This window comes from Chroococcidiopsis sp. SAG 2025 (assembly GCF_032860985.1).
In the GTDB taxonomy this organism is placed as follows: Bacteria; Cyanobacteriota; Cyanobacteriia; order Cyanobacteriales; family Chroococcidiopsidaceae; genus Chroococcidiopsis.
In genome coordinates this window covers 76,287-96,889 of the sequence record NZ_JAOCNC010000002.1, presented here as the reverse complement: position 1 = coordinate 96,889, position 20,603 = coordinate 76,287, and the positions used below count along the sequence as shown (strand labels likewise).

Annotated in this window: 29 protein-coding genes and 4 pseudogenes; 23 read left to right on the top strand and 10 right to left on the bottom strand. The window is 46.5% G+C overall.

The window, feature by feature from the left end:
* Window positions 1-497: 497 nt before the first annotated feature.
* The 6 genes from N4J56_RS32975 (at window position 498) to N4J56_RS32950 (ending at window position 4,456) form a co-directional block, all read left to right on the top strand.
* Window positions 498-1,625 carry a hypothetical protein gene (locus tag N4J56_RS32975; protein WP_317110894.1) on the top strand — a complete coding sequence of 376 codons (1,128 nt, stop codon included), beginning with the start codon at window positions 498-500 and terminating at the stop codon, window positions 1,623-1,625.
* 302 nt (window positions 1,626-1,927) lie between these two features.
* On the top strand, window positions 1,928-2,215 hold the full coding sequence (locus tag N4J56_RS32970) for a hypothetical protein (protein ID WP_317110892.1): 288 nt from the start codon (window positions 1,928-1,930) through the stop codon (window positions 2,213-2,215).
* Window positions 2,216-2,243: 28 nt separating this feature from the next.
* The gene (locus N4J56_RS32965; RefSeq protein ID WP_317111296.1) at window positions 2,244-2,804 is read left to right on the top strand and encodes an IS4 family transposase; all 561 of its coding nucleotides are present in this window, start codon (window positions 2,244-2,246) and stop codon (window positions 2,802-2,804) included.
* Window positions 2,805-2,816: 12 nt separating this feature from the next.
* Window positions 2,817-3,071, top strand: a complete 255-nt coding sequence (locus N4J56_RS32960; protein ID WP_317110890.1) for a hypothetical protein — start codon at window positions 2,817-2,819, stop codon at window positions 3,069-3,071.
* Window positions 3,072-3,149: 78 nt separating this feature from the next.
* A complete protein-coding gene (locus N4J56_RS32955) occupies window positions 3,150-3,758 on the top strand; it encodes a transposase (RefSeq protein WP_317110889.1) in 609 nt (202 codons plus the stop codon).
* Between the two features lie 428 nt (window positions 3,759-4,186).
* A complete protein-coding gene (locus N4J56_RS32950) occupies window positions 4,187-4,456 on the top strand; it encodes a hypothetical protein (RefSeq protein ID WP_317110887.1) in 270 nt (89 codons plus the stop codon).
* 50 nt (window positions 4,457-4,506) lie between these two features.
* Here N4J56_RS32950 and N4J56_RS32945 read toward each other — a convergent pair whose 3' ends face one another.
* From N4J56_RS32945 to N4J56_RS32910, 8 genes and pseudogenes are all read right to left on the bottom strand, one after another.
* The gene (locus N4J56_RS32945) at window positions 4,507-4,851 is read right to left on the bottom strand and encodes a PadR family transcriptional regulator (protein WP_317110885.1); all 345 of its coding nucleotides are present in this window, start codon (window positions 4,849-4,851) and stop codon (window positions 4,507-4,509) included.
* A 63-nt stretch (window positions 4,852-4,914) separates the two neighbouring features.
* Complete coding sequence (locus tag N4J56_RS32940) at window positions 4,915-5,154, bottom strand: cell division protein SepF (RefSeq protein WP_317110883.1); 240 nt, start codon at window positions 5,152-5,154, stop codon at window positions 4,915-4,917.
* Window positions 5,155-5,202: 48 nt separating this feature from the next.
* A pseudogene (locus N4J56_RS32935) lies at window positions 5,203-5,418 on the bottom strand (IS1 family transposase); the annotation flags it as partial.
* A 38-nt stretch (window positions 5,419-5,456) separates the two neighbouring features.
* Window positions 5,457-6,251, bottom strand: coding sequence for an IS21-like element helper ATPase IstB (gene istB / locus N4J56_RS32930; RefSeq protein ID WP_317104990.1), 795 nt, complete (start codon window positions 6,249-6,251; stop codon window positions 5,457-5,459).
* A 586-nt stretch (window positions 6,252-6,837) separates the two neighbouring features.
* Window positions 6,838-7,710, bottom strand: a pseudogene (istA, locus tag N4J56_RS32925) (IS21 family transposase); the annotation flags it as partial.
* Window positions 7,711-7,892: 182 nt separating this feature from the next.
* Window positions 7,893-8,096: an IS1 family transposase gene (locus tag N4J56_RS32920; protein ID WP_317110881.1), complete on the bottom strand. Its 204-nt coding sequence runs from the start codon at window positions 8,094-8,096 to the stop codon at window positions 7,893-7,895.
* A 52-nt stretch (window positions 8,097-8,148) separates the two neighbouring features.
* Entirely contained in the window at window positions 8,149-8,442 is a 294-nt protein-coding gene (locus N4J56_RS32915) for an IS1-like element transposase (RefSeq protein WP_317110880.1), read from the bottom strand.
* A 52-nt stretch (window positions 8,443-8,494) separates the two neighbouring features.
* On the bottom strand, window positions 8,495-8,821 hold the full coding sequence (locus N4J56_RS32910) for a hypothetical protein (RefSeq protein WP_317110879.1): 327 nt from the start codon (window positions 8,819-8,821) through the stop codon (window positions 8,495-8,497).
* Between N4J56_RS32910 and N4J56_RS32905 the strand changes: the two genes are divergently transcribed.
* The 5 genes and pseudogenes from N4J56_RS32905 (at window position 8,820) to N4J56_RS32885 (ending at window position 11,795) form a co-directional block, all read left to right on the top strand.
* Window positions 8,820-9,059, top strand: coding sequence for a hypothetical protein (locus tag N4J56_RS32905; RefSeq protein WP_317110877.1), 240 nt, complete (start codon window positions 8,820-8,822; stop codon window positions 9,057-9,059). The genes N4J56_RS32910 and N4J56_RS32905 overlap by 2 nt on opposite strands.
* Window positions 9,056-9,610 carry a hypothetical protein gene (locus tag N4J56_RS32900; RefSeq protein WP_317110875.1) on the top strand — a complete coding sequence of 185 codons (555 nt, stop codon included), beginning with the start codon at window positions 9,056-9,058 and terminating at the stop codon, window positions 9,608-9,610. The genes N4J56_RS32905 and N4J56_RS32900 overlap by 4 nt, the downstream gene beginning before the upstream one ends.
* The gene (locus tag N4J56_RS32895) at window positions 9,585-9,848 is read left to right on the top strand and encodes a hypothetical protein (RefSeq protein WP_317110873.1); all 264 of its coding nucleotides are present in this window, start codon (window positions 9,585-9,587) and stop codon (window positions 9,846-9,848) included. Before N4J56_RS32900 ends, N4J56_RS32895 begins: the two co-directional genes overlap by 26 nt.
* Before the next feature lie 35 nt (window positions 9,849-9,883).
* Window positions 9,884-10,318 (top strand): annotated as a pseudogene (locus N4J56_RS32890) (IS1 family transposase); the annotation flags it as partial.
* Between the two features lie 106 nt (window positions 10,319-10,424).
* The gene (locus N4J56_RS32885; protein ID WP_317110872.1) at window positions 10,425-11,795 is read left to right on the top strand and encodes a UPF0236 family transposase-like protein; all 1,371 of its coding nucleotides are present in this window, start codon (window positions 10,425-10,427) and stop codon (window positions 11,793-11,795) included.
* Between the two features lie 74 nt (window positions 11,796-11,869).
* On the opposite strand, the gene N4J56_RS32880 is transcribed toward N4J56_RS32885, so the two are convergent.
* On the bottom strand, window positions 11,870-12,796 hold the full coding sequence (locus N4J56_RS32880) for an AraC family transcriptional regulator (protein WP_317110871.1): 927 nt from the start codon (window positions 12,794-12,796) through the stop codon (window positions 11,870-11,872).
* 147 nt (window positions 12,797-12,943) lie between these two features.
* Between N4J56_RS32880 and N4J56_RS32875 the strand changes: the two genes are divergently transcribed.
* From N4J56_RS32875 to N4J56_RS32835, 11 genes and pseudogenes are all read left to right on the top strand, one after another.
* On the top strand, window positions 12,944-13,714 hold the full coding sequence (locus tag N4J56_RS32875) for a glucose 1-dehydrogenase (RefSeq protein ID WP_317110870.1): 771 nt from the start codon (window positions 12,944-12,946) through the stop codon (window positions 13,712-13,714).
* A 118-nt stretch (window positions 13,715-13,832) separates the two neighbouring features.
* Window positions 13,833-14,909: an alpha/beta hydrolase gene (locus tag N4J56_RS32870; RefSeq protein ID WP_317111294.1), complete on the top strand. Its 1,077-nt coding sequence runs from the start codon at window positions 13,833-13,835 to the stop codon at window positions 14,907-14,909.
* A 78-nt stretch (window positions 14,910-14,987) separates the two neighbouring features.
* Window positions 14,988-15,080: pseudogene (locus tag N4J56_RS41445) on the top strand (cupin); the annotation flags it as partial.
* Between the two features lie 133 nt (window positions 15,081-15,213).
* Window positions 15,214-15,522: an IS1-like element transposase gene (locus N4J56_RS32865; RefSeq protein WP_317110869.1), complete on the top strand. Its 309-nt coding sequence runs from the start codon at window positions 15,214-15,216 to the stop codon at window positions 15,520-15,522.
* An 82-nt stretch (window positions 15,523-15,604) separates the two neighbouring features.
* A complete protein-coding gene (locus N4J56_RS41440) occupies window positions 15,605-15,706 on the top strand; it encodes an IS1 family transposase (RefSeq protein ID WP_410500686.1) in 102 nt (33 codons plus the stop codon).
* Window positions 15,687-15,983, top strand: a complete 297-nt coding sequence (locus N4J56_RS32860; RefSeq protein ID WP_317110867.1) for an IS1 family transposase — start codon at window positions 15,687-15,689, stop codon at window positions 15,981-15,983. The genes N4J56_RS41440 and N4J56_RS32860 overlap by 20 nt, the downstream gene beginning before the upstream one ends.
* 178 nt (window positions 15,984-16,161) lie before the next feature.
* Window positions 16,162-16,512: a cyclophilin-like fold protein gene (locus tag N4J56_RS32855; RefSeq protein WP_317110865.1), complete on the top strand. Its 351-nt coding sequence runs from the start codon at window positions 16,162-16,164 to the stop codon at window positions 16,510-16,512.
* A gap of 20 nt (window positions 16,513-16,532) precedes the next feature.
* Window positions 16,533-17,030 (top strand): cupin domain-containing protein, encoded by a 498-nt coding sequence (locus tag N4J56_RS32850; protein ID WP_317110864.1) that lies wholly within the window; start codon window positions 16,533-16,535, stop codon window positions 17,028-17,030.
* 116 nt (window positions 17,031-17,146) lie between these two features.
* A complete protein-coding gene (locus N4J56_RS32845; protein ID WP_317110862.1) occupies window positions 17,147-17,917 on the top strand; it encodes an SDR family oxidoreductase in 771 nt (256 codons plus the stop codon).
* A 111-nt stretch (window positions 17,918-18,028) separates the two neighbouring features.
* A complete protein-coding gene (locus tag N4J56_RS32840) occupies window positions 18,029-18,772 on the top strand; it encodes an SDR family oxidoreductase (RefSeq protein ID WP_317110861.1) in 744 nt (247 codons plus the stop codon).
* Window positions 18,766-19,164 carry a zinc-binding dehydrogenase gene (locus N4J56_RS32835; protein ID WP_410500685.1) on the top strand — a complete coding sequence of 133 codons (399 nt, stop codon included), beginning with the start codon at window positions 18,766-18,768 and terminating at the stop codon, window positions 19,162-19,164. The genes N4J56_RS32840 and N4J56_RS32835 overlap by 7 nt, the downstream gene beginning before the upstream one ends.
* 168 nt (window positions 19,165-19,332) lie before the next feature.
* Here the strand turns inward: N4J56_RS32835 and N4J56_RS32830 are convergent, their stop codons facing one another.
* Window positions 19,333-19,740, bottom strand: a complete 408-nt coding sequence (locus N4J56_RS32830; protein ID WP_410500684.1) for an ISAzo13-like element transposase-related protein — start codon at window positions 19,738-19,740, stop codon at window positions 19,333-19,335.
* A gap of 33 nt (window positions 19,741-19,773) precedes the next feature.
* Between N4J56_RS32830 and N4J56_RS32825 the strand changes: the two genes are divergently transcribed.
* Complete coding sequence (locus tag N4J56_RS32825; RefSeq protein WP_317110859.1) at window positions 19,774-20,478, top strand: IS6 family transposase; 705 nt, start codon at window positions 19,774-19,776, stop codon at window positions 20,476-20,478.
* Window positions 20,479-20,603: the final 125 nt, after the last annotated feature.

The following is a 20,603-nucleotide window of genomic DNA, read 5'->3' as shown; positions in this document are numbered from 1 at the left end:
AGGATACTCAAGCTTTTGGATATGAAAGTGTGTCCGTTCTACTTTGTTGGGGAAACCTCCTACCTCGATCGCGCCGTAACTGCAAAAACAAAATCAACCTGGAACAGTTTTACCACTCCATAGCTAGAGTCTCAAGCCCCTGTATAGCAGCATATTAGGGACTGAATCGAACTTTTGACGCGGGCATCGTAGCAAAAACTTGACGCGGGCATCGTAGCACCTGTTGTGAAATCCTTATCAATCAAGCAGTTAGATTTGAAACTTCTGTAGAACTTGACGCGGGCATCGTAGCAAAAACTTGACGCGGGCATCGTAGCAAAAATCCAAAATTTGACGCGGGCATCGTAGCAGATAGTTACATTCCTTTACAAATACTGGAAGATTTTAGCTGTTCGATAAGGTTTTTCTATGTTTTAAGGATAAAATGCTGGCAAATCGCTATCAAACTCCAATTCATTGGAAATTGTGTAGGTTCGCAAGCGCATACAGGTGAGAAAATGGTAGAAGAACGCGAGTATCTCGTTCCTATGGATGCCCAGTTACTATCAATTCTGGCAACAGCTGGAGCGCCTTTTAAAGATCCTCTAGTTGACCTACCGTTAGTCGAAAGTGGGATAGATGGGCAGTGCGCGATCGTCGTTCGAGTACGAGGAGGTTTATACCAAGACGATGATGGTTTGGAACTCGAACGTCGGTATCAGGTCGGCAAGCTCGAAGATGATGAATTTGATTTCATTCAGTCAAACTTAGCAACTTCAGTGCAAAACCCAGGATTTCGAGCGCACACCCAGAAAGTCATAAAGGCACTTAGCGAAACAGATCCCGAACGGCATAGAGATGCTGAGATCAGACGATTGCAGAGAATTTTACTAGGAGTCAGTTTGTTTTGTGGGCCGCGAAATCTTGAAACCGTATATCTCATCTACAAAGCTGCATACGAACAGGGAACAAAGACACCACTAATTGATACGCGATTGCTATTAGAAGCAAGAGGATACAAACGACGAGAGAGTATTCGAGATTATGACTCAAATATTAGCAATCAGCTGGCACAAGAAATGCTTTCGATGCACCGTACTGAGATCGTCTTTCAAGCTGCTACTCCTGCACAGTCGGGTAAAAAAGGTTACACAGATGTAGCTGTAGTGTATAAAAATATTCTCAGAATAAAAAGAGCTTTTTATCGGGATAGAGGGGAAGAAGAAGTCGATTTTGAACGAGCTGGTGATTTAACTTTTCAACTTCCAGACATATACGAAGTCGAGTTAGGCTTCTACGACGAAAAGGACACTATCCTTTTAAGCCTCCCTGCAAGAGGTGTTCCAGCACCTAGTGCAAACTATTCAAGAGATTATCAATCCCGTTGTTTAGTATATATCATGGGTCGCTTAAGCTGGGATAAAAAGAATCCAATGTGGATCGGCAAAGCTACACTGCTCAGAAAATCAGGAATTCTGGGTGCTAATTCGAGTCGTAACAATCGACTACTCCAACAAGTGTTGGATGACTTGCTCGAACAAGAATACCTCCTGCAAGCTGAAATTGTTAGCAAGCCAGGGCAAAGGCAAGATGCTGTCAAAATTGTTCCAAACCCTGAGAAGATTCGCAGAAACCTTGCAAATTAAACCAGCAAATTATAAAGATAAATCTTTAGATACCTGTGGAGCAAATAATTACTTTAAGTAATTATAGCTATCATTTTATTCAGTTTTAGATTCAGTCAAACTACTTATCAAATAAAGTATGGTTATCTAAATCTTCAGGGGGCGACAAGTGCCCGAAAACCGTTGCTGCCAAAGACCTACCCATTTGTCGCCTCCTGAAAAAATCCTCTAATTATTGACAACAAACTTTCTTGAGAGGAAATTGAACGGGATTTATGGTAAAAAAGAACGGTCTCGTCAGTTAAGCAAGACCGTAATCAAAAATGGTACCATTATTCTATCAAACCTCGCTCGAAAAGTACTTGAACCCAGCCCAACTAATTACCTTAAAAATGTTGGTCTGGCTGCTTCAAACTCAAAAACAAGTGAGATTGGAAAGACTAGCAGCTACCTTGCCTTTACCCATCCAACAGAATAGCCGACGACGACATTTACAAAGATTCTTAACTCTAGATGCTTTAAGTGTGGTGTTGCTGTGGTTTCCCATCATTGAGGAAATATTCAGTCGTCAAGTAAAAACTGGAGCGCAACTAATTATTGCGCTCTTATAGAACGCAGTGGAAAGAAAATAATGTGCTAATGGTTAGTGCAATTTATCAAAAAAGAGCTTTCCCGATATTTTGGCTGTTATTAGAGAAAGAGGGAAGTAGTAACTTAGCAGAGCAACAAAAAGCATTGTGTCCGGTAATCCGGCTGTTAAAGAAGTATAAATTAGTCGTGATTGGCGATAGAGAGTTCCACAGTATAGAGCTAGCAGGCTGGTTGCACAAACAGAATACTCGCTTTGTGTTTCGTCAAAAACAAGACACCACATTTCGTGAAAAAAGACAAAACTTTCAACCTCTAAGTAATATTCCTATTCATCCAGGAGTACGTATTTTTTATTCCAACGTCACTTTGACTCAAAAGCGAGGATTTGGTCGGTTTAATTTAGCAGTGTACTGGAAAAGAAAGTATCGAGGCAAGCAAGAGGCTCAAGCCTGGTATTTATTAACCAATCTCCCAGATTTAAAAACTGCAATTCATATCTATGGTCAGCGTTTTGGGATTGAAGCTATGTTCCGTGACTGTAAAACAGGTGGTTATAATTTGGAAGGTTCCAACGCTTCACCTAATAGGCTTGTGCGCTTGATTTTATGAATTGCTATCTCTTTGACTTCTGCTTGGTTACACGGGCAAAGAACTCAATTACAAAGGCAGCAGCCTTATGTCTGCCGCTCCCAAGAAAAAGGTAGAACCAGAAAACGGCACAGTAATTTTTGGATAGGTTTATATGGACAAAACTGGATAGTTGCTTTTCATGAATGCCAGGTATGGGTTGAAGAACTCATCGGTTCTATTCGCAATAAACAGGCATTTTATCGCAAAGGTTTAAGAGCTATGACACTCATACAGCAAGCATTTTAGCTCGGTTGTCGCCCCTCAAAGTTATGGACGCAAGGCGACAACCATATCCCCTGAGACTATCGGTTCTACGAAAAGTCGGTGGATGGAGCCACGAAAAATGACCACTTTCGTGCCATGCTCGATACAGCAAAGGCAAGAGGATTTGCCCCACACTGCATCGTCTTTGATAGCTGGTACAGCAGTCTTGATAATCTCAAACTGATTCGCCACCACGAGTGGATTTGGTTGACCCGATTCAAGTGCAATCGTCATGTCAATCCTGATCGCACGGGCAATCGCCCTCTCAGTGAGATTGAGCTGGCGGCAACAGGAACTGTTGTGCATCTCAAGGGTTATGGCATGGTCAAAGTTTTCAAGATAGTCGCCCCAAACGGTGACATTGATTACTGGGCAACTAATAACCTCAACTTGAACCAGTTACAACGCTTACAGTGGAGTGAATTCGCTTGGGCAATTGAAGAATACCATCGTGGACTCAAGCAGTGTTGTGGGGTAGAACGCGCTCAAGTACGTTCTTCACGGGCGCAACGCAATCATATTGGATTGGCAATTCGGGCTTTCTTAGGCTTAGAACTATACTGGTTTGCTACAGGTATCAGTTGGTACGAAGCAAAACTTAGCATCGTGCGAGACGCGGTTCGGGCTTATTTGGCTGCACCTCGCTTCTTTCTTCATCCAACTGCGTAACTCCTGTGTGTAACATTTGTTTTTTTGGTTGTTAGGGGTGAGCGCTCGAATTACCAGTTGTGTACTGCGCTGGCGAGCGTGCTTGGCAGCTAAATGCGTCCACGACTGCTCAATGGCAGTTGGAAGTCCTCGTCTGAAATCGTTTGCGGAAGCTGGTATGAGATGATACAAATAGATCTTGACCTTTAGAAGGAGTCAGGAGACAGAAGGCTGACATAATCTATGTGTAAATACATAGGCTCGAAATCCGAATTTTTCCCTGGGCTTGGTGTATCTATAGTTAGCCCAGTTGAAGAAACCCAGACGTTATAGCAGCTAGAGACACCAGTGTGTCCTGCTTTTTGCTGGCTCGAATTAAATTGTTCTCTTGCTGAAATCAGGAAAGCAGGACTGATACTTCGTAAATCTAAATTATTCAGCAAAATTCTATGGTAGCGATTTTTACCCAGAAAATACTATTTGCCTCGGCACAAAAACTGCCCCAGATGAAATATTGGAAGTATGATCGGCATCATCGTTGTTTGCGCTACGTTAAATCCAATTGTGAGGTAGAGCTGGAAAAGATCCCAGATTGGCTGGAGCTGGTCGATTGGATCTTCTATCTGCATAGTCAAGGTTTAGAACCTGCGGCATTAGAGGAATTCATTGCTCTTTGTGGCAGGTATTTGCCCCAGTTGACAACAGGAAAACCCATCTGACGTTTTCGTGACACCTGCTCTCACGCTCAGAGCGCAACGCACCGTCTTTTCTACCGCTGTTGAGTCGCACTATTTCGCCACAATTGCGCTAGCTTTCGCGCTTCATCGTGCCATGTGGGGTTGATTTGATACACCCGTCGCGGTCGTCCGCGCCCTTCGACTTTGTGCCAGCTGCCGCAGATTGCTCCCTCTGATTCGAGAAATTCCAACGCTGCATGTAGGATCGTGTCCGAGAGGCGATAGTTGCCAGATTCGCCTTCGAGTTGTTGAATAAGTCGAGTCCCGTAAGATTCGCCCTCCAACAACACCGACAGCACGTAGCAAACCGCTTGCTCCTGACAAAGATAAATCGGTGGGGGATTGGTAAAAAAGTATCGGATATCTTCGAGCTGCATTAATAATTCGCTCCTGTGACGAGAATTATCAGCTACAATCCTGCCAACACAAAGCTCACGATTTTACAGAGCGGCAGTTTCAGCAACAGCCTTTGCTAAGCAAACGTCCTTGGGTGCGAACAAAAATAGCCCTGGTGCTAGGTGTTGTTGCTGCCCATCTATTGAGTAATTTGCTCCAGCCACAAAGTCGACTGCCCGTTGTGCTTGGATTGCATCCATTTGGGTCAGATTTAAGACTAGCAGATGACCCTGCCACAAGATTTGAACTGCTTGCGTCACTTGTTGAAACAACTCTAGCTGCATGACAACGACTTGCCGCCGGGTAATGCACTAGACAAGGGGATCTGAGTGTTAAATGACTCGTCCAAACTCAACTCGATTAATAAATAGTCCAATCACGATATCGTGCATCAACACTGACTTGGAGAAACAGATTGTTCTGCGAGCTAAACGCTTGATCCGCGTCCGTAAATTCAAATGCTTGCGCTCAATTTTTTGTGTGTTGGATTTGCCAATCACATGCTTTTCTTGACGCAAGTGGCGCTTATAGGCTCCCCAACCGTCGGTGTTATGAAATGTCAACTATCTTGACGAATGCGCGACAATTATTTTGGTTGCTTTTGGTCAGTAGAAGAAGAGCGTTGTAGAGCCGCTTGTTGACGAAAACTGGGTGCAAGGATTTCGAGAATGACAGCATGATGTACCAAGCGATCTACAGCAGCAACGGTCATAGTAGAGTCGGTAAAAATTTCATCCCAAGCACTGAAAGGGTGATTGGCAGTAATCATCAAGCTTTTGAGTTCGTAGCGGTGAGCAATTAACTCAAACAACACTGATGTTTCCACTTCCGACTTTTTGACATAGCTAATGTCATCAAGAATCAGCAGATCGTACTTATCGAGCTTGAGTAAAGCTGATTGCAGTTGTAAGTTGGCTTTCGCCGCTTGTAGCAGTTGCACGGCTGTGGTGGCACCCAGAAACTTGACTCGTGCACCCAGTTCTACCAAACTGCGACCGACAGCAGCAGCTAAGTGAGTTTTCCCGACTCCAGAAGGACCGAACAGCAGCAGATTCTCACCCCGCTTCAACCAAGTTCTGTCCTGAGCCAGTTGCATGATGCTAGGCTGATTTAAGCTGGGGCAATGGCTGAAGTCAAAGTTGGAAAAAGCTTTTCCTGGTGGCAGGTGGGCATCTTTGAGGGCGCGTTGCACTCGCGCTTGATAACGTTGTGTTGCCTCGGATTCGCACAGTGCTAGCAAGAATTGAGCGTGTGACCAGCCCCCAGCCAGAGCCTGACGCTCCAACTCTTGCCAATGGTTGTTCATGTGGGGCAGTTTGAGTGTTTTGAGTAGGAAGCCCAGAGTCTCGATGGCTGTTATTTGGCTGTTGTTGGGGGACATGATGCAAGAGAGAGTCGTAAGGGGAAAGGTCGTGTTGCTGTACCGAAAGCGTTGGATGTGCCACACTCTCACCCAGATGAAACTGCTGTTGCAGTCCCACCAAGCTAAGGGTGCCAGAGCGTAAGTGGTCAGCCAAATACAGTGCGACTGCGTGTTCCTTATCTTGTTTAGCAGCAATGTACAGTGCCTCGGTCATCAATCGTGCCGTCGTGTAGGAATCGAACTGGGTTAACATCTCCTGCCATAATTGGCGGTAGTTGTCGTCAGGCAATAATTCTTGCTGCCAGGTACAGTGTAGAAAAGCACGGGGTTTCAGTCGCAGGCTGTCAATGACGTGACGATAATTGACGCAACGGGAGCGCCGCAACCGACTGCGGCTAGGTACATGAAGGCGTGGCAGTTCTACCACCTGCTGCGTGCCGACAAAACCGACTATCCGGTCATGATGTAGGTGAAGGGTTAATCGTAAGCCAATCAATTGTGACGGCACAGTGTAAGTGATGCAGCGCACGGTCATCGTGCTACGGGTGGTAACTCTGACGCTGAGGATTTCGTAGTCGGGATAACGATAGTTGGGTAATGGATGCAGGTAGGGTTGCTCAAGCTGAAATTTGGCTTGAATGCGCGTATTCAACTTCTCAACTATCCCAGAGATAAACGCTTGATAGGCAGCAACACTATCAAAATCACACGAGCCGCGCAGCAATAGGGCTTGATGCAGCCGTCGTTTGAAATAGCCGTGGGGTGACTCAATCGAACCATTTTCATGGGCTAGTCCGCGATTATTTCGTGAGGGACGCAAATTATAGTGCTGGCATAGCCGTTGATACATTTGCGTCAAATCTTCATCGGTGCGTTTACCCAGGTTACGGTAGGCGGCACTAAGACTATCGCTGCGATGTTCTTGTGGACAACCCCCGCTTGCTGCCAAGGCATTCTGCAAACCTTCAGCCAGAGCAACAAAACTCTCGCCACCTTGAATGACTTGCACGTACTGCCATCCACTATAGGCAAGTCGATAATGATACAGTAGATGCTCGAAGGGTTGACCGCCAATCGTGACTTGCACCTGCTTGAGCTTGGTGAAGTCCGACAAGCCCATTACGCCTGGTTGATGCTCTAACTCAAACATCACTGACTGCGCTGGTCTCCTGGTCGCTTTCCATTGCTGGACTCGTCGTTGCAGCGTCCGCACGATAGACTGCCCATACTTGCCTGGATACTTCTGCTGCAGGTACTCGAACAACGTTATCGCTTGCAATTGCGGTTGTTTTTGTAATAGCGGAACTAGTTCGCTGTCCCATACCTCAGCCAATGGGTCTTTGCGGGTACGCCAGTCATGGGGTCGTCCGCGTTGCGGTTGATGAGCTCCCGCATCAATGCGTCTACCTGTACGCTTCGAAAATCCTCCCTTTGCTGCTGCTGTTTCCTGCGTGCAGCCAGATTCTCTCGCTTTCATGTATATTTGAACCTGTTTGAAATTAATTCGTTTTCCCGACACTAGGCAGTCCATTAATTGGCGTTAATTGACATTGCCTAGTGTCTTTTGTTTTGGCAGCGGTTGCTGAAGATAATTGTCGTCTCGTCAACTTGGTGTAGCAGTCAAGTTAGTTGTCGTCACTCGGTCTATTTAATTGTCGTTCAATAGGTGTAAAAAGTTGTAATTCCAAAAGGAGCTAGTTGGGCTTTTAGCTCGATGAACGCACTGTCCTTGTGGTCTGCTAAAACATACGCCAAAATTTGCCCCGTTTGGTGGTCGATGGCGTGCCAGAGCCATCGTTCGTGTTGTTTGGACTGGACGAAGCTCCACATCTCGTCTAACTCCGCTTCTTCAATGTAGGGCACGATTTCCACTACCGTTGGACGAAGTTGTTGAACCAGCGTTTCATTTACTTGTTTAATGTAGGGTCTTTTTTTTTAGCGTTTCCATTACCGTTGTTTGACTAATCTTGAGAACTCGTGCTGTATCCCGAATTCCACTACCATTTATTGCCATATCACTAATCTGTTGTTGAACTTCTGGTAGATAAGCACGATAGCTGTAGTTCAAGATGAAATTATGACGTGAGCATTCAGAGTTGCGACAGCGATATCGCTGTTTGCCCTCAGCACTCTTACCATGTTTGACAATGTGAGTCTGATTACAATCAGGACAGCGCACAGGTTCTAACACGATAGATTGTTTGCTCATGACATTTCATTCACCACTGAATCTTATTCTCTGCAAAATCAGATCCCCTTGTCTAGTGCATTACCATTTTCTCCTGTGGGGAGAAATCTTCCGCGCCCCGTTTCACGATCGATTCACCTCCCCCAGAGTCAGAACAAACACCGCTGCCAGCCGTTGAGATAACTGTCGCGGCTGAGGTAATTCCCATCAGCAATCCCCAATTGGGCGATCGCCACCGAGAATCTTCTCCTTGCGATGCTAGAGGCGTTCTTTCCCATACCTGCAACCATCGCTTCAGCCGCGCTCGGTCGCAGTACCCCAAGAACATCGATGGGAGCGATCGCCTACCGTGGGAAACTGGGCGACGGGGAGTCTTCGATTCCGACTTCGAGCAGCACATGGCGCGGAGCCTGGGCAATTACCCTGCCTACAAGGACTTGCTCCCAGGAGAACTGCTCGTCAAAGTGCGCAAGCACATTTGCGCCGCTAAATACGACCTGAAGCGACGAGACGAGTTGGAAATTGAGTGGGAGGCAATGCACTCCTTGCCACAAATGCCTGATGGCGTTTCCAAGGCAGAAGTTGGAGCAGCCAAGACTTACGCACATTTTGCTCATCTATTCGGAGTTTCGTCATGATTGACTCTTCAGTTTGGATTCGAGGTTTGACTTTACTTTGTCAGCACTACCAGCGCCAGATGTTGGATGAAGTCGCCCTGATGTGGAAGCAATACCTAGACGAGCGATTGACGACAGTAGAGTTTCAGCAAGCAGTAAGAGTCACGATTTTAGAATCACGTTTCTTTCCCACGGCGAAGGAATTGGTAAAAGCAGTCAAGGGAGATCCCGAACTACTAGCTGCTGCTGAGTGGAGTCTGTGCCACAAACAAGCTAGTCGGGGCGATCGAGACTCAGTAATGGGGTTGTCCCCCAAAGGGCAGACGGCACTGTACCTGATTGGTGGATTGCCAAAGATCGCTGCCTCGACTGCTGAAGAAACGATGTGGCAGCGCAAAGAATTTATTCGATTTTGGTTGGGGGCAAGCGATGAATTTACTCAAGCACCAGGATTGCCACAAGCCAAACCAACCCCAGTCGAAGTGGCTCCGATGCCCGAAAGTGTCAAGCAGCAAATGAATGAGCTGATGGAAAAAATGGCAGAGAATGGGAGAAAAACTAGAGCTTTGTAGCTTATATTCAGAATTCAACATCAGCCTTTTTATCACCAGGTGCGAACTGTATTTGGGCATCATCCGCAAACAGCCAATCGAATCTGCCTCGTGGTTGCAAGCAACTGCGGTTGGATGGAATCAACAACCAATGCCGTTTGTTTGGGTAGGGTTACGAGCAACGTCGAGACAGAGCGCGGAGCGCGACTTCACTCTTTTGATGATTCGGTCATACCATAGACAAGTGTGGGACTGCTAGACTGAAGCATGATGTAGTCGATCTTGGGTAGTGCAATGAAATGTTCTTTGTGCGGTCATGACAAATCGCATAAACACGGCAAGACAAGTAAAGGCGCGAGAGCGCTACTTTTGTCCAAAATGTCGTCAAACTTTTACTGAAACTTTCGATACGCTCTACTATCGTCGTCAAGTAAACGAAGAAGAAGTGCGGATTGTGCTACAAGCTCATGCTCTTATGCAATAGTTTACGTGGCATCAGTCGGATTAGTGGTTTAGCCTACGATACTGTAGTCAGTATTGTGCATTCCTCAGCTCAAAAAGCGCAAATGGTACACAATGCCGAGGTGCAAGCAGTTGACACAGATGCGATTGCAGCCGATGAAATGTGGTCGATTTGCCCTTAAAAAACAAAAACACTGCCTGCCGGAGGAGCTAGAGGCTGGAGATTGCTGGATAGCACGCTCGTTTAGCTCGGGTGCGGTCAAAAGTAGGTGGTTGTAGAGTTAAATTGCGACCAGGAAAGATTGGAAGCTAAAACTGCTTCTTTAATATGGCAGTGTGACAAAAGTAATCTTGAGCAACTACTGATACTGCTATGACTACTGCTACAAATCCTGAATACACTGATGTTGTCCAAACAATCGGTCAAATGCTGTTTCAAGCACTGTGGGAGGGAGAACCAAATTTAGATAAGAAGGTGCGGGAACTCGATCAGATAATTAACCAACTCTTGCGTAGAATAGGATGGATGGTAGTATCGCTGCTTCTAGCTGAGCTAGCAAGCCTTGTGACCAAAAAAGCTAAGGCAACAGGTTTAACCATACATCGCTGCAAACGGATAAAATATTTATCATTATTTGGCGCGATTGAAATTCCTTCTCCCTACCTATGGGATAAAAACAAACGATTAGGGGCGCGTCCAGTCAAAGAGCAGTTGAGAATTGAGCATGGCGATCGCTCTGTTGCAGTGCAACGAGCTTTGACAGATTTCGGTGCGGAAGAGTCTTTTGGACAAGCAGCAAGGAGATTTGAGGAACATTATGGCTGGGCGATTAATCGTGCTACAGTGCGCCGCGAAGTAGAGAAAACAGCGCTAAAAGCACAGAAATTTGTGGAAGTCAAACTGTTTATAACTAGACTAAGAGCTTTAAAATCTCTCACTACTAAACTAAATATCGAGCAGTTATTGGTAGAACTAGATGGTTGCCATATTCGGACTGGTATTTTGCTCCCAGTAGAAAAAGCCGAAGTTACTAAAAAACGTCGGCTGCTCAAACGTAAGCGTGAAGCAGACTGGAAAGAAGTGAGAGTGGGTTTAGTTCGTCCAATTCAAGATAAAGAAAAACGGACTTACGTGGCTCGAGCGAGCAAGTATCCAGAAATTGTTGGGCAACTAGTTAGTGCAGCGTATGACCAAGGGATGTCGAAGCAAACACAAATCTATGCGGTTGCAGATGGAGGGAATGGGTTACGGGAAGCACTCCAAGCGCAGTTTCCTAACCTAACATTTATTTTAGATCGACCCCATCTCAAGCAGCACCTCTATGAAAGTGCTGAAGCAATTGGCTTGACAGGTGAGGAGCGTCACAAGTGGGTGAGCGATAAGCTTCACAAAATTGATGCTGGGGATGTTAGGCACGTAATCAGGATACTCAAGGGATATCACGGTCAAGGGAAGGACCGTATTACTAATTTATCTGAGTATTTAAAGCGATTTATTGATGCTGTTGATTATGACTACTTCCGTGCCAAAGGTTTACCTATCGGTTCTGGGGAGGTTGAAAGCGCTCATCGTTATATTCCCCAAAAGCGGCTGAAGATTCCAGGAGCTACTTGGCACCCAGATACAGTGAATCCTATGCTGGCTTTACGAATTATTCGGGCTAATGGTTGGTGGGATGATTTTTGGATGAAACAGTCAGCTTCTGCACGCAAACCGCATAGTTGTCTGACCCGACGATTTTAATCACATCCCATTTACGAATGCAAAAATCTGGAACTAATCTGCCATTTACCTGGTCAGTCTAGCCTGTCCAATTCTTATTGTCCTAAATTACTGCGCAGCTTGGTGATGTCACGATGCGGGGGCATACCAAATAGTTTTTTATATTCCCGGCTGAAATAAGACGAGTCATCGTAGCCGACACGAAAACTGGCGCTCGCCACGTCCATGTTTTCGCCGAGCATCAGACGACGTGCTTCCTGAAGCCGTATTTGTTTCTGGAACTGCAAGGGACTCATTGCCGTAACAGACTTGAAATGAGAGTGAAAGCCTGACACGCTCATGCCGAGTTCGCGGGCTGTATCTTCGATTTTCAGCGGCTGATCAATGTTCTCGCGGATTTGCCTGACAACCCTGGAGATGCGCTGCGCGTCGCCTTCCGTAGTGATAAGCTGGCTGAGCCGCGCGCTCTGTTTTCCTTTCAAAAGCCGGTAGATGATCTCGCGGATGATGAGCGGCGCGAGAAACTTCATTTCGTCCGGCGTGTCAAATAGTTTCACCAATTTGACGACCGCTTCCAGCAAATCGGCATCAACCGGGCTGACATCCATCGCCTTAACTCTGTCGCCGCTTTTTTTAGTTTCGATACCGGATTCAATCATCACCGCAGCCACAAGTGCCGGATCGAGGTCTATCCGAAGATTCAAATAAGGTTTTTCCTCGGACGCTTCGACGACATTACTCATAATCGGCAGATCGAGCGTCGAGATTAAGTAATGACCGGAGTCGTAGTGAAATAATTCATCGTTCAAAAGGACATCCTTGCTCCCCTGGGCGATGACGCAGAAGGCGGGCTTTAATACGGATACCTGGCTCTCGGTCGGTTTCGATGATTGATATATGAAAATGCCCGGAAACACTTCCAAAAGGCTGTTTTCGGGAGCAATACGAATCATTCTTTCGATCAGCTCTTCCCGGTTGAGCTGCATCCTTCGCTTTTCAAATTCTGCTTCTTTGGGGTTCATAAATTTAATCTTAAACGCTTTGTTTCTCTTCAGCACGTCGCGCGGCAGATTTTTAGAGAATTGTCCGGTTTTTTTCGATGAACGTCCTCACGCTATCTGTTTTCACGCCCGCATAATTGAACTCATACAGCAGAGGATCTAAAGATTATGGAAACGAAAGAAAATAACTTATTTAAAGACAAGGTTGCCTTTATCACTGGCGGCGGAACAGGTATCGGCTTGGCTACCGCTCTGGCATTTGCAAAAGAAGGTGCCAGCGTGGTGATTGTCGGTTCGTCCGATAAACACCTTGAAGAGGGAATAAATCGTATCAAACAGGAAGGCGGAGAAGCTATTGCTATCAAGTGTGATGTGCGACGGGCAGAAGATGTCAAAGCGGCACTTGATCAAACTATCGAGACGTATGGACGACTGGATTACGCCTTCAATAATGCCGGTGTCGATCATCCGGGAACACCATTGGCTGATATTACCGAGTCAGAATTCGATCGCCAGATGAATATCAACCTGAAAGGTGTTTTTCTTGGCATGAAGTATCAAATTCCCCTGATCCTCAAAAGCGGCGGTGGTGCCATTGTCAACACATCTTCCGGCGCAGGAGTCAAAGGATTTAAAGGACAAGCAGCTTATACAGCAGTGAAGCATGGAGTCATTGGTCTGACCCGCTCGGCAGCTCTGGATTATGCAACAGACAAGATCAGGATTAATGTCGTGGCTCCGGGCATCATTGATACGCCGATGATGGATAGATTCACGGGCGGAACAGAAGAAGGGCGCAAAGGAGCTATTTCTCAGGAACCGATAGGTAGAGCGGGAACACCGGAAGAGATTGCCGATGCTGTCATTTGGCTTTGCTCGGATGCTTCATCCTTTGTGACAGGTCACGCGCTAGTAGCTGACGGCGGACAAACGGTATAAAGATTCGGGAAAAGCGTTTTTACTAGCAATGCTGCTAAAACTTTTAGCAGCATTGCCGCCAATGCTTACATTCAGAAAATAAGCGATAAGTACAGATCGAGGAGTAAGTAAAGTGAAGATGAAATATGTATTAATTTTAGCAATGGCGACTCTGATGATAAGCGGGCAAGCTTACACACAAACAGCACAAAAAGAACAATCAAAACAAACAGCAGAAATGGAACAAATATCACCTGAAAGATACACAACCTTTAAAGTAAGCGATAACGTGGCAATGTATGAGGTTACTTTTAAAAACCAATACAAAATGAATGTTGCGGGGCATCTATTTATTCCCAAGAATTTAGATCGAAGTGAAAAACATTCGGCGATCGTTGTTGGGCATCCTATGGGAGCTGTAAAAGAACAAAGTGCCAACGTGTATGCTGCAAATATGGCTGAACGAGGGTTTGTGACTTTATCTCTTGACTTATCTTTCTGGGGTGAGAGTGAGGGCGAACCACGCAACGCTGTTGCACCTAATATTTATGCTGAAGATTTCAGTGCAGCAGTTGATTTTCTCGGCACACGCCCATTTGTTGACAGGAACAGAATAGGTGTAATTGGAGTTTGTGGCAGCGGAAGTTTTGTAGTCAGTGCCGCTAAGATTGACCCAAGAATGAAAGCGATCGCAACTGTCAGTATGTACGATATGGGAGCAGCCAGCCGAAATGCACTTAACCATTCGCAGACCCTTGAGCAGCGAAAGAAAATTATAGAGGAGGCTGCAAAGCAACGTTATGTAGAGTTTACCGACGGTGAAACTAAATACACAAGCGGGACTGTACATAAGTTAGATGAAAACACAGAACCCATCCAGCGTGAGTTTTATGATTTCTACCGCACTCCGCGAGGTGAATACACGCCTAGAGGAGGATCGCCGGAACTCACAACGCATCCGACATTGACCAGTAATGTTAAGTTCATGAATTTTTATCCGTTTAATGACATAGAAACGATTTCCCCTCGTCCTATGCTTTTCATCACGGGCGATCAGGCTCACTCAAGAGAGTTTAGTGAGGATGCCTACAAACGTGCAGCCGAACCCAAAGAATTGTATATCGTTCCCAATGCGGGTCACGTAGATTTATATGACAAAGTGGAGTTAATCCCTTTTGACACACTCACGTCATTTTTTACCAAACATTTAAAGTAACGTGAGTTTGGGATAAGAACCGAAGAATTATTGAAGAACCCGTCGTTTTTGAAAGTATGATTGCATTTCTGTTTTGAGCCAGGTGAGAAGCATTAGCATGGCGCTACGGCAACCACAGCCATGACCTACATCGCTATTCAGGAATGGCTCGACGGTAAACCCGTGGATTGAATGGAACAGGTCAGTGACGAGCAGTACGAAGGAAAGACTTAATGCTTTTGAAATGGCTTCCCATTAAGGGAAACGGTCGTGTTCTACACCTGTTGAAATGTGAGTGAAGATCTGCTGACATTGGAGTAGTTGTTTGACAGTAGGAGAGGAGATGGTTTTAGAGCCAGTGCTTTGTCCCGATTGTGGCAATGAGGATGTAGTTAAGAATGGCAAGTCTAATGAAGGTAAGCAGCGGTACTTATGCCGACATGCTGATTGCCGTCGTCGTAGCTTCATTCGGGACTACTCTTACCGAGGTGATCTACCTTCCATCAAACAACAGATTGCAGATATGGCAGTTAACGGTAGTGGGATTCGTGACACGGCAAGAGTGCTGAAGATTAGCCCCACGACGGTAATTGAGGAATTAAAAAAAACATCGACAGTTACAGCTTGTGAATAAAAAGCGATTAGCCCAACTTAGTTCTCAACCAGTTGAGGTGCTGCTGTTGAGGGTTCTAGATCCGGAAGCAGAACTGGATGAAATGTGGAGCTTTGTACAATCGAAGCAGCAGCCGCGTTGGTTATGGCAGGCGGTAGACCATGCAACGGGAGAAGTGTTGGCATATGTACGCGCGCACCCGTGAAGATAAAGCATTTTTGGAGTTGAAAGCGCTGTTGCAACCCTTTGGAATCCAACATTTCTACACAGATGGTTGGGGGACGTATGAACGGCATATTGATGAGTCACAACACACTGTTGGTAAACTTTATACTCAAATGATTGAGCGAAAACATCTGACTTATCGCACTCGTATTAAACGCTTGGCACGGAAGACAATTTGTTTTTCCAAATCTCAGCTGATGCACGACACGGTGATTGGGCTATTCATCAATCGCTTTGAGTTTGGCTACTCAATCTGATTGTCCTTCAACAGGTGTATAACACTACCAGGGAAACAATTACCAGAAGAGAGTGCTGATTTTGGTCCTCGCCCTGGTAATGTCCCTGAGTTACTCAGCCTGCCGTGCCGACAACAGTATGCCTAGCAGTGCCTCGTCAAAGATGCCGACTAAAATATCAACCAAGCAGGCAAACAGTATGAAGATAAACATCAAGGTCGGAGACCAGGTTGTTACAGCCACTTTGATCGACAGCAAAACCACTCAGGATTTTATTTCCCTACTGCCATTAACGCTGACGTTAGAAGATTACGCGAGAACCGAAAAAGTTAGTAATCTGCCAGAAAAATTATCTACAGAAGATGCACCCCCAGGTAGCGATCCTGCTGTTGGAGATATTGCTTATTACGCTCCCTGGGGGAATTTGGCGATATATTATCGAGATTTTGGATACTCAGACGGACTCGTTATTCTCGGAAAAATAGATGGAGGCATCGAGGCATTGAATGTGCCTGGCTCTGTCAACGTGACAATTGATCAAATTCAGTAGCAACGTTTAAGGAGATAGAAATGAAACTGCTTGCGGCAACGATCGCGTCATCTTCTCTGCTTGCTTCGGGTTTCGCTCCTGTGGAACAAGCACAAGCTCCATCGAGCAATAATGCACAAATAGTAGAGGTTAGGCGAAACGGTTCGCAGTCTTCCACTAAAGGACCCGCCGAAAACTTTACAGGTTCCGTCCGCATCGACCCCTTATTCTCAGCACGCGCTCCAGCACGCACATCGGGCGCTAGTGTCACGTTCGAGCCTGGTGCGCGGACAGCATGGCATACCCATCCGTTGGGACAAACCCTGATCGTAACGGCTGGATTCGGCTACGTGCAGCAATGGGGCAGATCGATTCAAGAAATCAGACCCGGTGATGTGGTTCAAATTCCACCAGGAGTAAAACACTGGCACGGAGCTACAGCCACCACAGCCATGACGCACATTGCCATTCAGGAGGCACTCGACGGTAAGGCTGTGAACTGGATGAAACAGGTTAGCGATGACCAGTATCCCAACTGACCCCCGCATCCAAAATTTTTGGGAGTCGAAATACACGTTCTTAGTTTCACTACCCAGCAATAGATTGTGGAAATCCTGATAAAGACTTCCTTAATAAGCAACGCAAGGAGTAAAAAATGACAACGAACGAGAATGGATACACAGGAAAGGTTGCGTTTGTGACCGGAGCAGCAAACGGCATCGGTCGAGCTACGGCACTGGCGTTTGCTCGTGAGGGCGCGGCGGTTGTGGTCGCCGACGTTTCGGAACAGGGCAATCAAGAAACGGCGCGCGCGATCGCAGAACTCGGCGGACGAGCGATCGCCGTCAAGTGCGACGTGACGCGAAGCGAGGACGTTCAGGCGGCTCTTTCCAAAACCATCGAGACCTTCGGGCGGCTGGACTTTGCCTTCAACAACGCTGGTGTGGAACAGAAGAATTTAGCAACAGCGGAAATCGAAGCGCAAGAGTGGGATCGGATCGTAGACATCAATCTGCGTGGCGTTTTTCTGTGTCTGAAGCACGAAATCCCGCTGATGCTGAAGCAAGGGGGCGGCGCAATCGTGAACACATCATCGGGTGCTGGTGTCATCGGCATCAAGGGCGGAGCTGCATACACCGCAGCAAAACACGGCGTGATTGGACTCACCAAGTCATCGGCTCTCGACTATGCCTCGCAGAACATCCGCGTCAACGCCGTTGCCCCCGGTTACATTGACACATCAATGATGGATCGCTTCACTGGCGGCACTGCTGAAGGACGCGAACAGGTAATCGCGGAGGAGCCGATCGGACGGATGGGGCAGCCCGAAGAGATCGCCAATGCCGTCGTCTGGCTGTGTTCGGACGCGGCTGCCTTCGTCATCGGGCACGCTATGGTCATTGATGGTGGTCAAACGGTGCAGTGATGGTCGGGTTTTTGCTGATGCCACATCGAACCGTCGGCGTGCCCTTAGCCACTAATTGGCAAGTCCGAAGAAAGCGGGACTCAGTCGTTACTCAACAAAAAGAGGAATAAGATGATTAAAGACAAAGTTGTGATTATTACCGGCGCATCATCAGGGATTGGTGAAGCAAGTGCGAAATTGCTGGCAAGCAAAGGCGCTAAAGTCGTATTGGGCGCGCGACGCGAGGACCAATTGAAACAACTGGTTGATGAAATTCAAACAGCTGGCGGACAAGCAGTCTATCAAGTGATGGATGTGGTTAACCCATCTGATAATGCTGAGATCGTCAAGCTTGCTAAGGAAACATTTGGAGGCGTCGATGTGATTTTCTTGAACGCTGGCATCATGCCAAATTCTCCACTTTCTGCCTTGAAAACTGATGAATGGAATCAAACAGTTGATGTCAATATCAAGGGTGTCCTCAATGGTATCGCTGCTGTATTGCCAACGTTTATTAGCCAAAAGTCTGGGCATGCGATTGCAACTTCGTCGGTGGCTGGATTAAAAGCTTATCCAGGTGGTGCGGTGTATGGTGGGACGAAATGGTTCGTGCGCGATTTCATGGAAGTTCTACGCATGGAATCTGCTCAAGAGGGGACTAACATTCGGACTGCGACAATTTATCCTGCTGCAATTAACACCCAGTTGTTAGATCGGATTACCGATCGAGATGTGGCTGAAACAATGACAAAGTTGTACGAGCAATATGGCATCTCACCAGATCGAGTCGCCAATGTTGTAGCGTTTGCGATTGACCAGCCAGAAGACACAAACGTGAATGAATTTACGATTGGCCCAACCACGCAGGTTTGGTAAGGATAGGGCTGGCGGTTAGGCCCAGTGCGATCGCAGCCGTGCAAGAGATTACCCAAGGCGGTGCAGAGTCAGTCCTGGAGTGTGTAGGCAGTGAGCCTGCAATGGCAACGGCAATCGGCATTGCGCGTCCCGGTGGAGTGAGCGGCTATGTCGATGTGCCACACGGTAGCAGCCACAACTTGAATCTGGGTCGTTTATTCATGCAGAACATCACCTTACGAGGCGGGGCTGCACCTGCCCGTGCTTACATTCCAGAATTGCTAGCCGATACTGTGGCAGGCAAACTCAACGCCTCTGCTGTCCTTGATTTGACTGTCGATCTCAGCGGTGTCCCCAAAGGGTATGCTGCAATGGATAGTCGAGAGGTGATCAAAGTCATGGTGCGCCCTTAAAGAACCTGATTTACCAGATCTGGAGGAGGTAGGAGGCAGGGCAAACGCATCATGTCAATAAGCTAGAAAAATCCCCTGTTTATTGAGAATAGCTGCAATAAACTTGAGCTTATTGAGAAAAAATTGAGTTGAGAGAGTTTGCAATAACTCATGCTTTCTTGAGAAAAACTAGTCTAAGGGAGGTGCGTAAAAATAAGCTACCAGTAAGATTGGGCAAATAGTCACGTCCCATTTAGGCAAAGTTTCAGAACGTTGCCAGAAGGGTTGAAGTGATTCTAACTCTTGAGCCGAAGCAATTACACCTTTTTCATAAGTTCTCTCGACTAGGCGCACTAGTGGAGAAAGGCCTTTCCATGTCATATTAGAAGCCCATGCAACAGCCGCTTCAATCGAATCTAAAATAGCTCCATTCCAAAAGTTTTCTAACACTGCCCAGCAGCGTTCTATGGGATTATATTTACTATGATATGGAGGATAATAAATCAACCGAATTCTTAATTGAGTTTGTTGAGAAAATTCTACCATTCGTTTAATAAATTGAGTGCGGTCACTTCTGGTGGCTGAAGGTATTGTCAACTTGACGGAGGGGAGTTGGGGTAAGATGATGGGATGAGTACAAATCCTTATCGTTGCTACCGATTCCCTGCCGAGATTATCAGCTACTGTGTCTGGCTCTACTACACCTTTCCCTTGAGCTATCGAGACATTGAGAAAATGATGCTGTACCGTGGGATTGAGGTAACCTACGAGTCGATTCGGGAATGGTGCCAAAAGTTTGGACAGCAATACGCGAATCAACTGCGGCACCAACGTCCTTATATTGCGGACAAGTGGCATCTGGATGAGGTGGTTGTCACGATCAAAGGACAGCAATATTACCTGTGGCGGGCAGTGGATGCGGATGGCAACGTGCTGGATGTTCTGCTGCAACGACATCGAGATACAAAAGCGGCAGAGCGATTCTTCCGTAAGCTCTTGAAGAAACAAGGCTTTGTGCCACGGGTGATTGTCACTGATAAGTTAAAGAGCTATGAAGCCGCGAAGAAACAAGTGATGAAGAACGTGGAGCATCGAGCGCATAAAGGATTAAACAATCGAGTGGAAAACTCCCACCAACCGACACGAGTGCGAGAGCGACGAATGCGGAAATTCAAATCCCCAGGGCAAGCCCAACGATTTCTTTCCGCTTTTGGACCAATTCGAGACCACTTTCACCCCAAGCAACATCAATTGACTGCACAACGCTATCGCCAACAATTACGCCAACGATTTAAAGATTGGCGAGAAATTGTTGGGCTAAACTCTGCTGCATAATTTCAGCAATCATGGCTTCACAGGAATAATCATGCTTAATTTTTCTTCTGCTGTCTTAAGTTGACAATACCGTGCCATCATGTTAGTGCCAGTAATCGTGATGGTGAGAGATTTCTATGCGCACA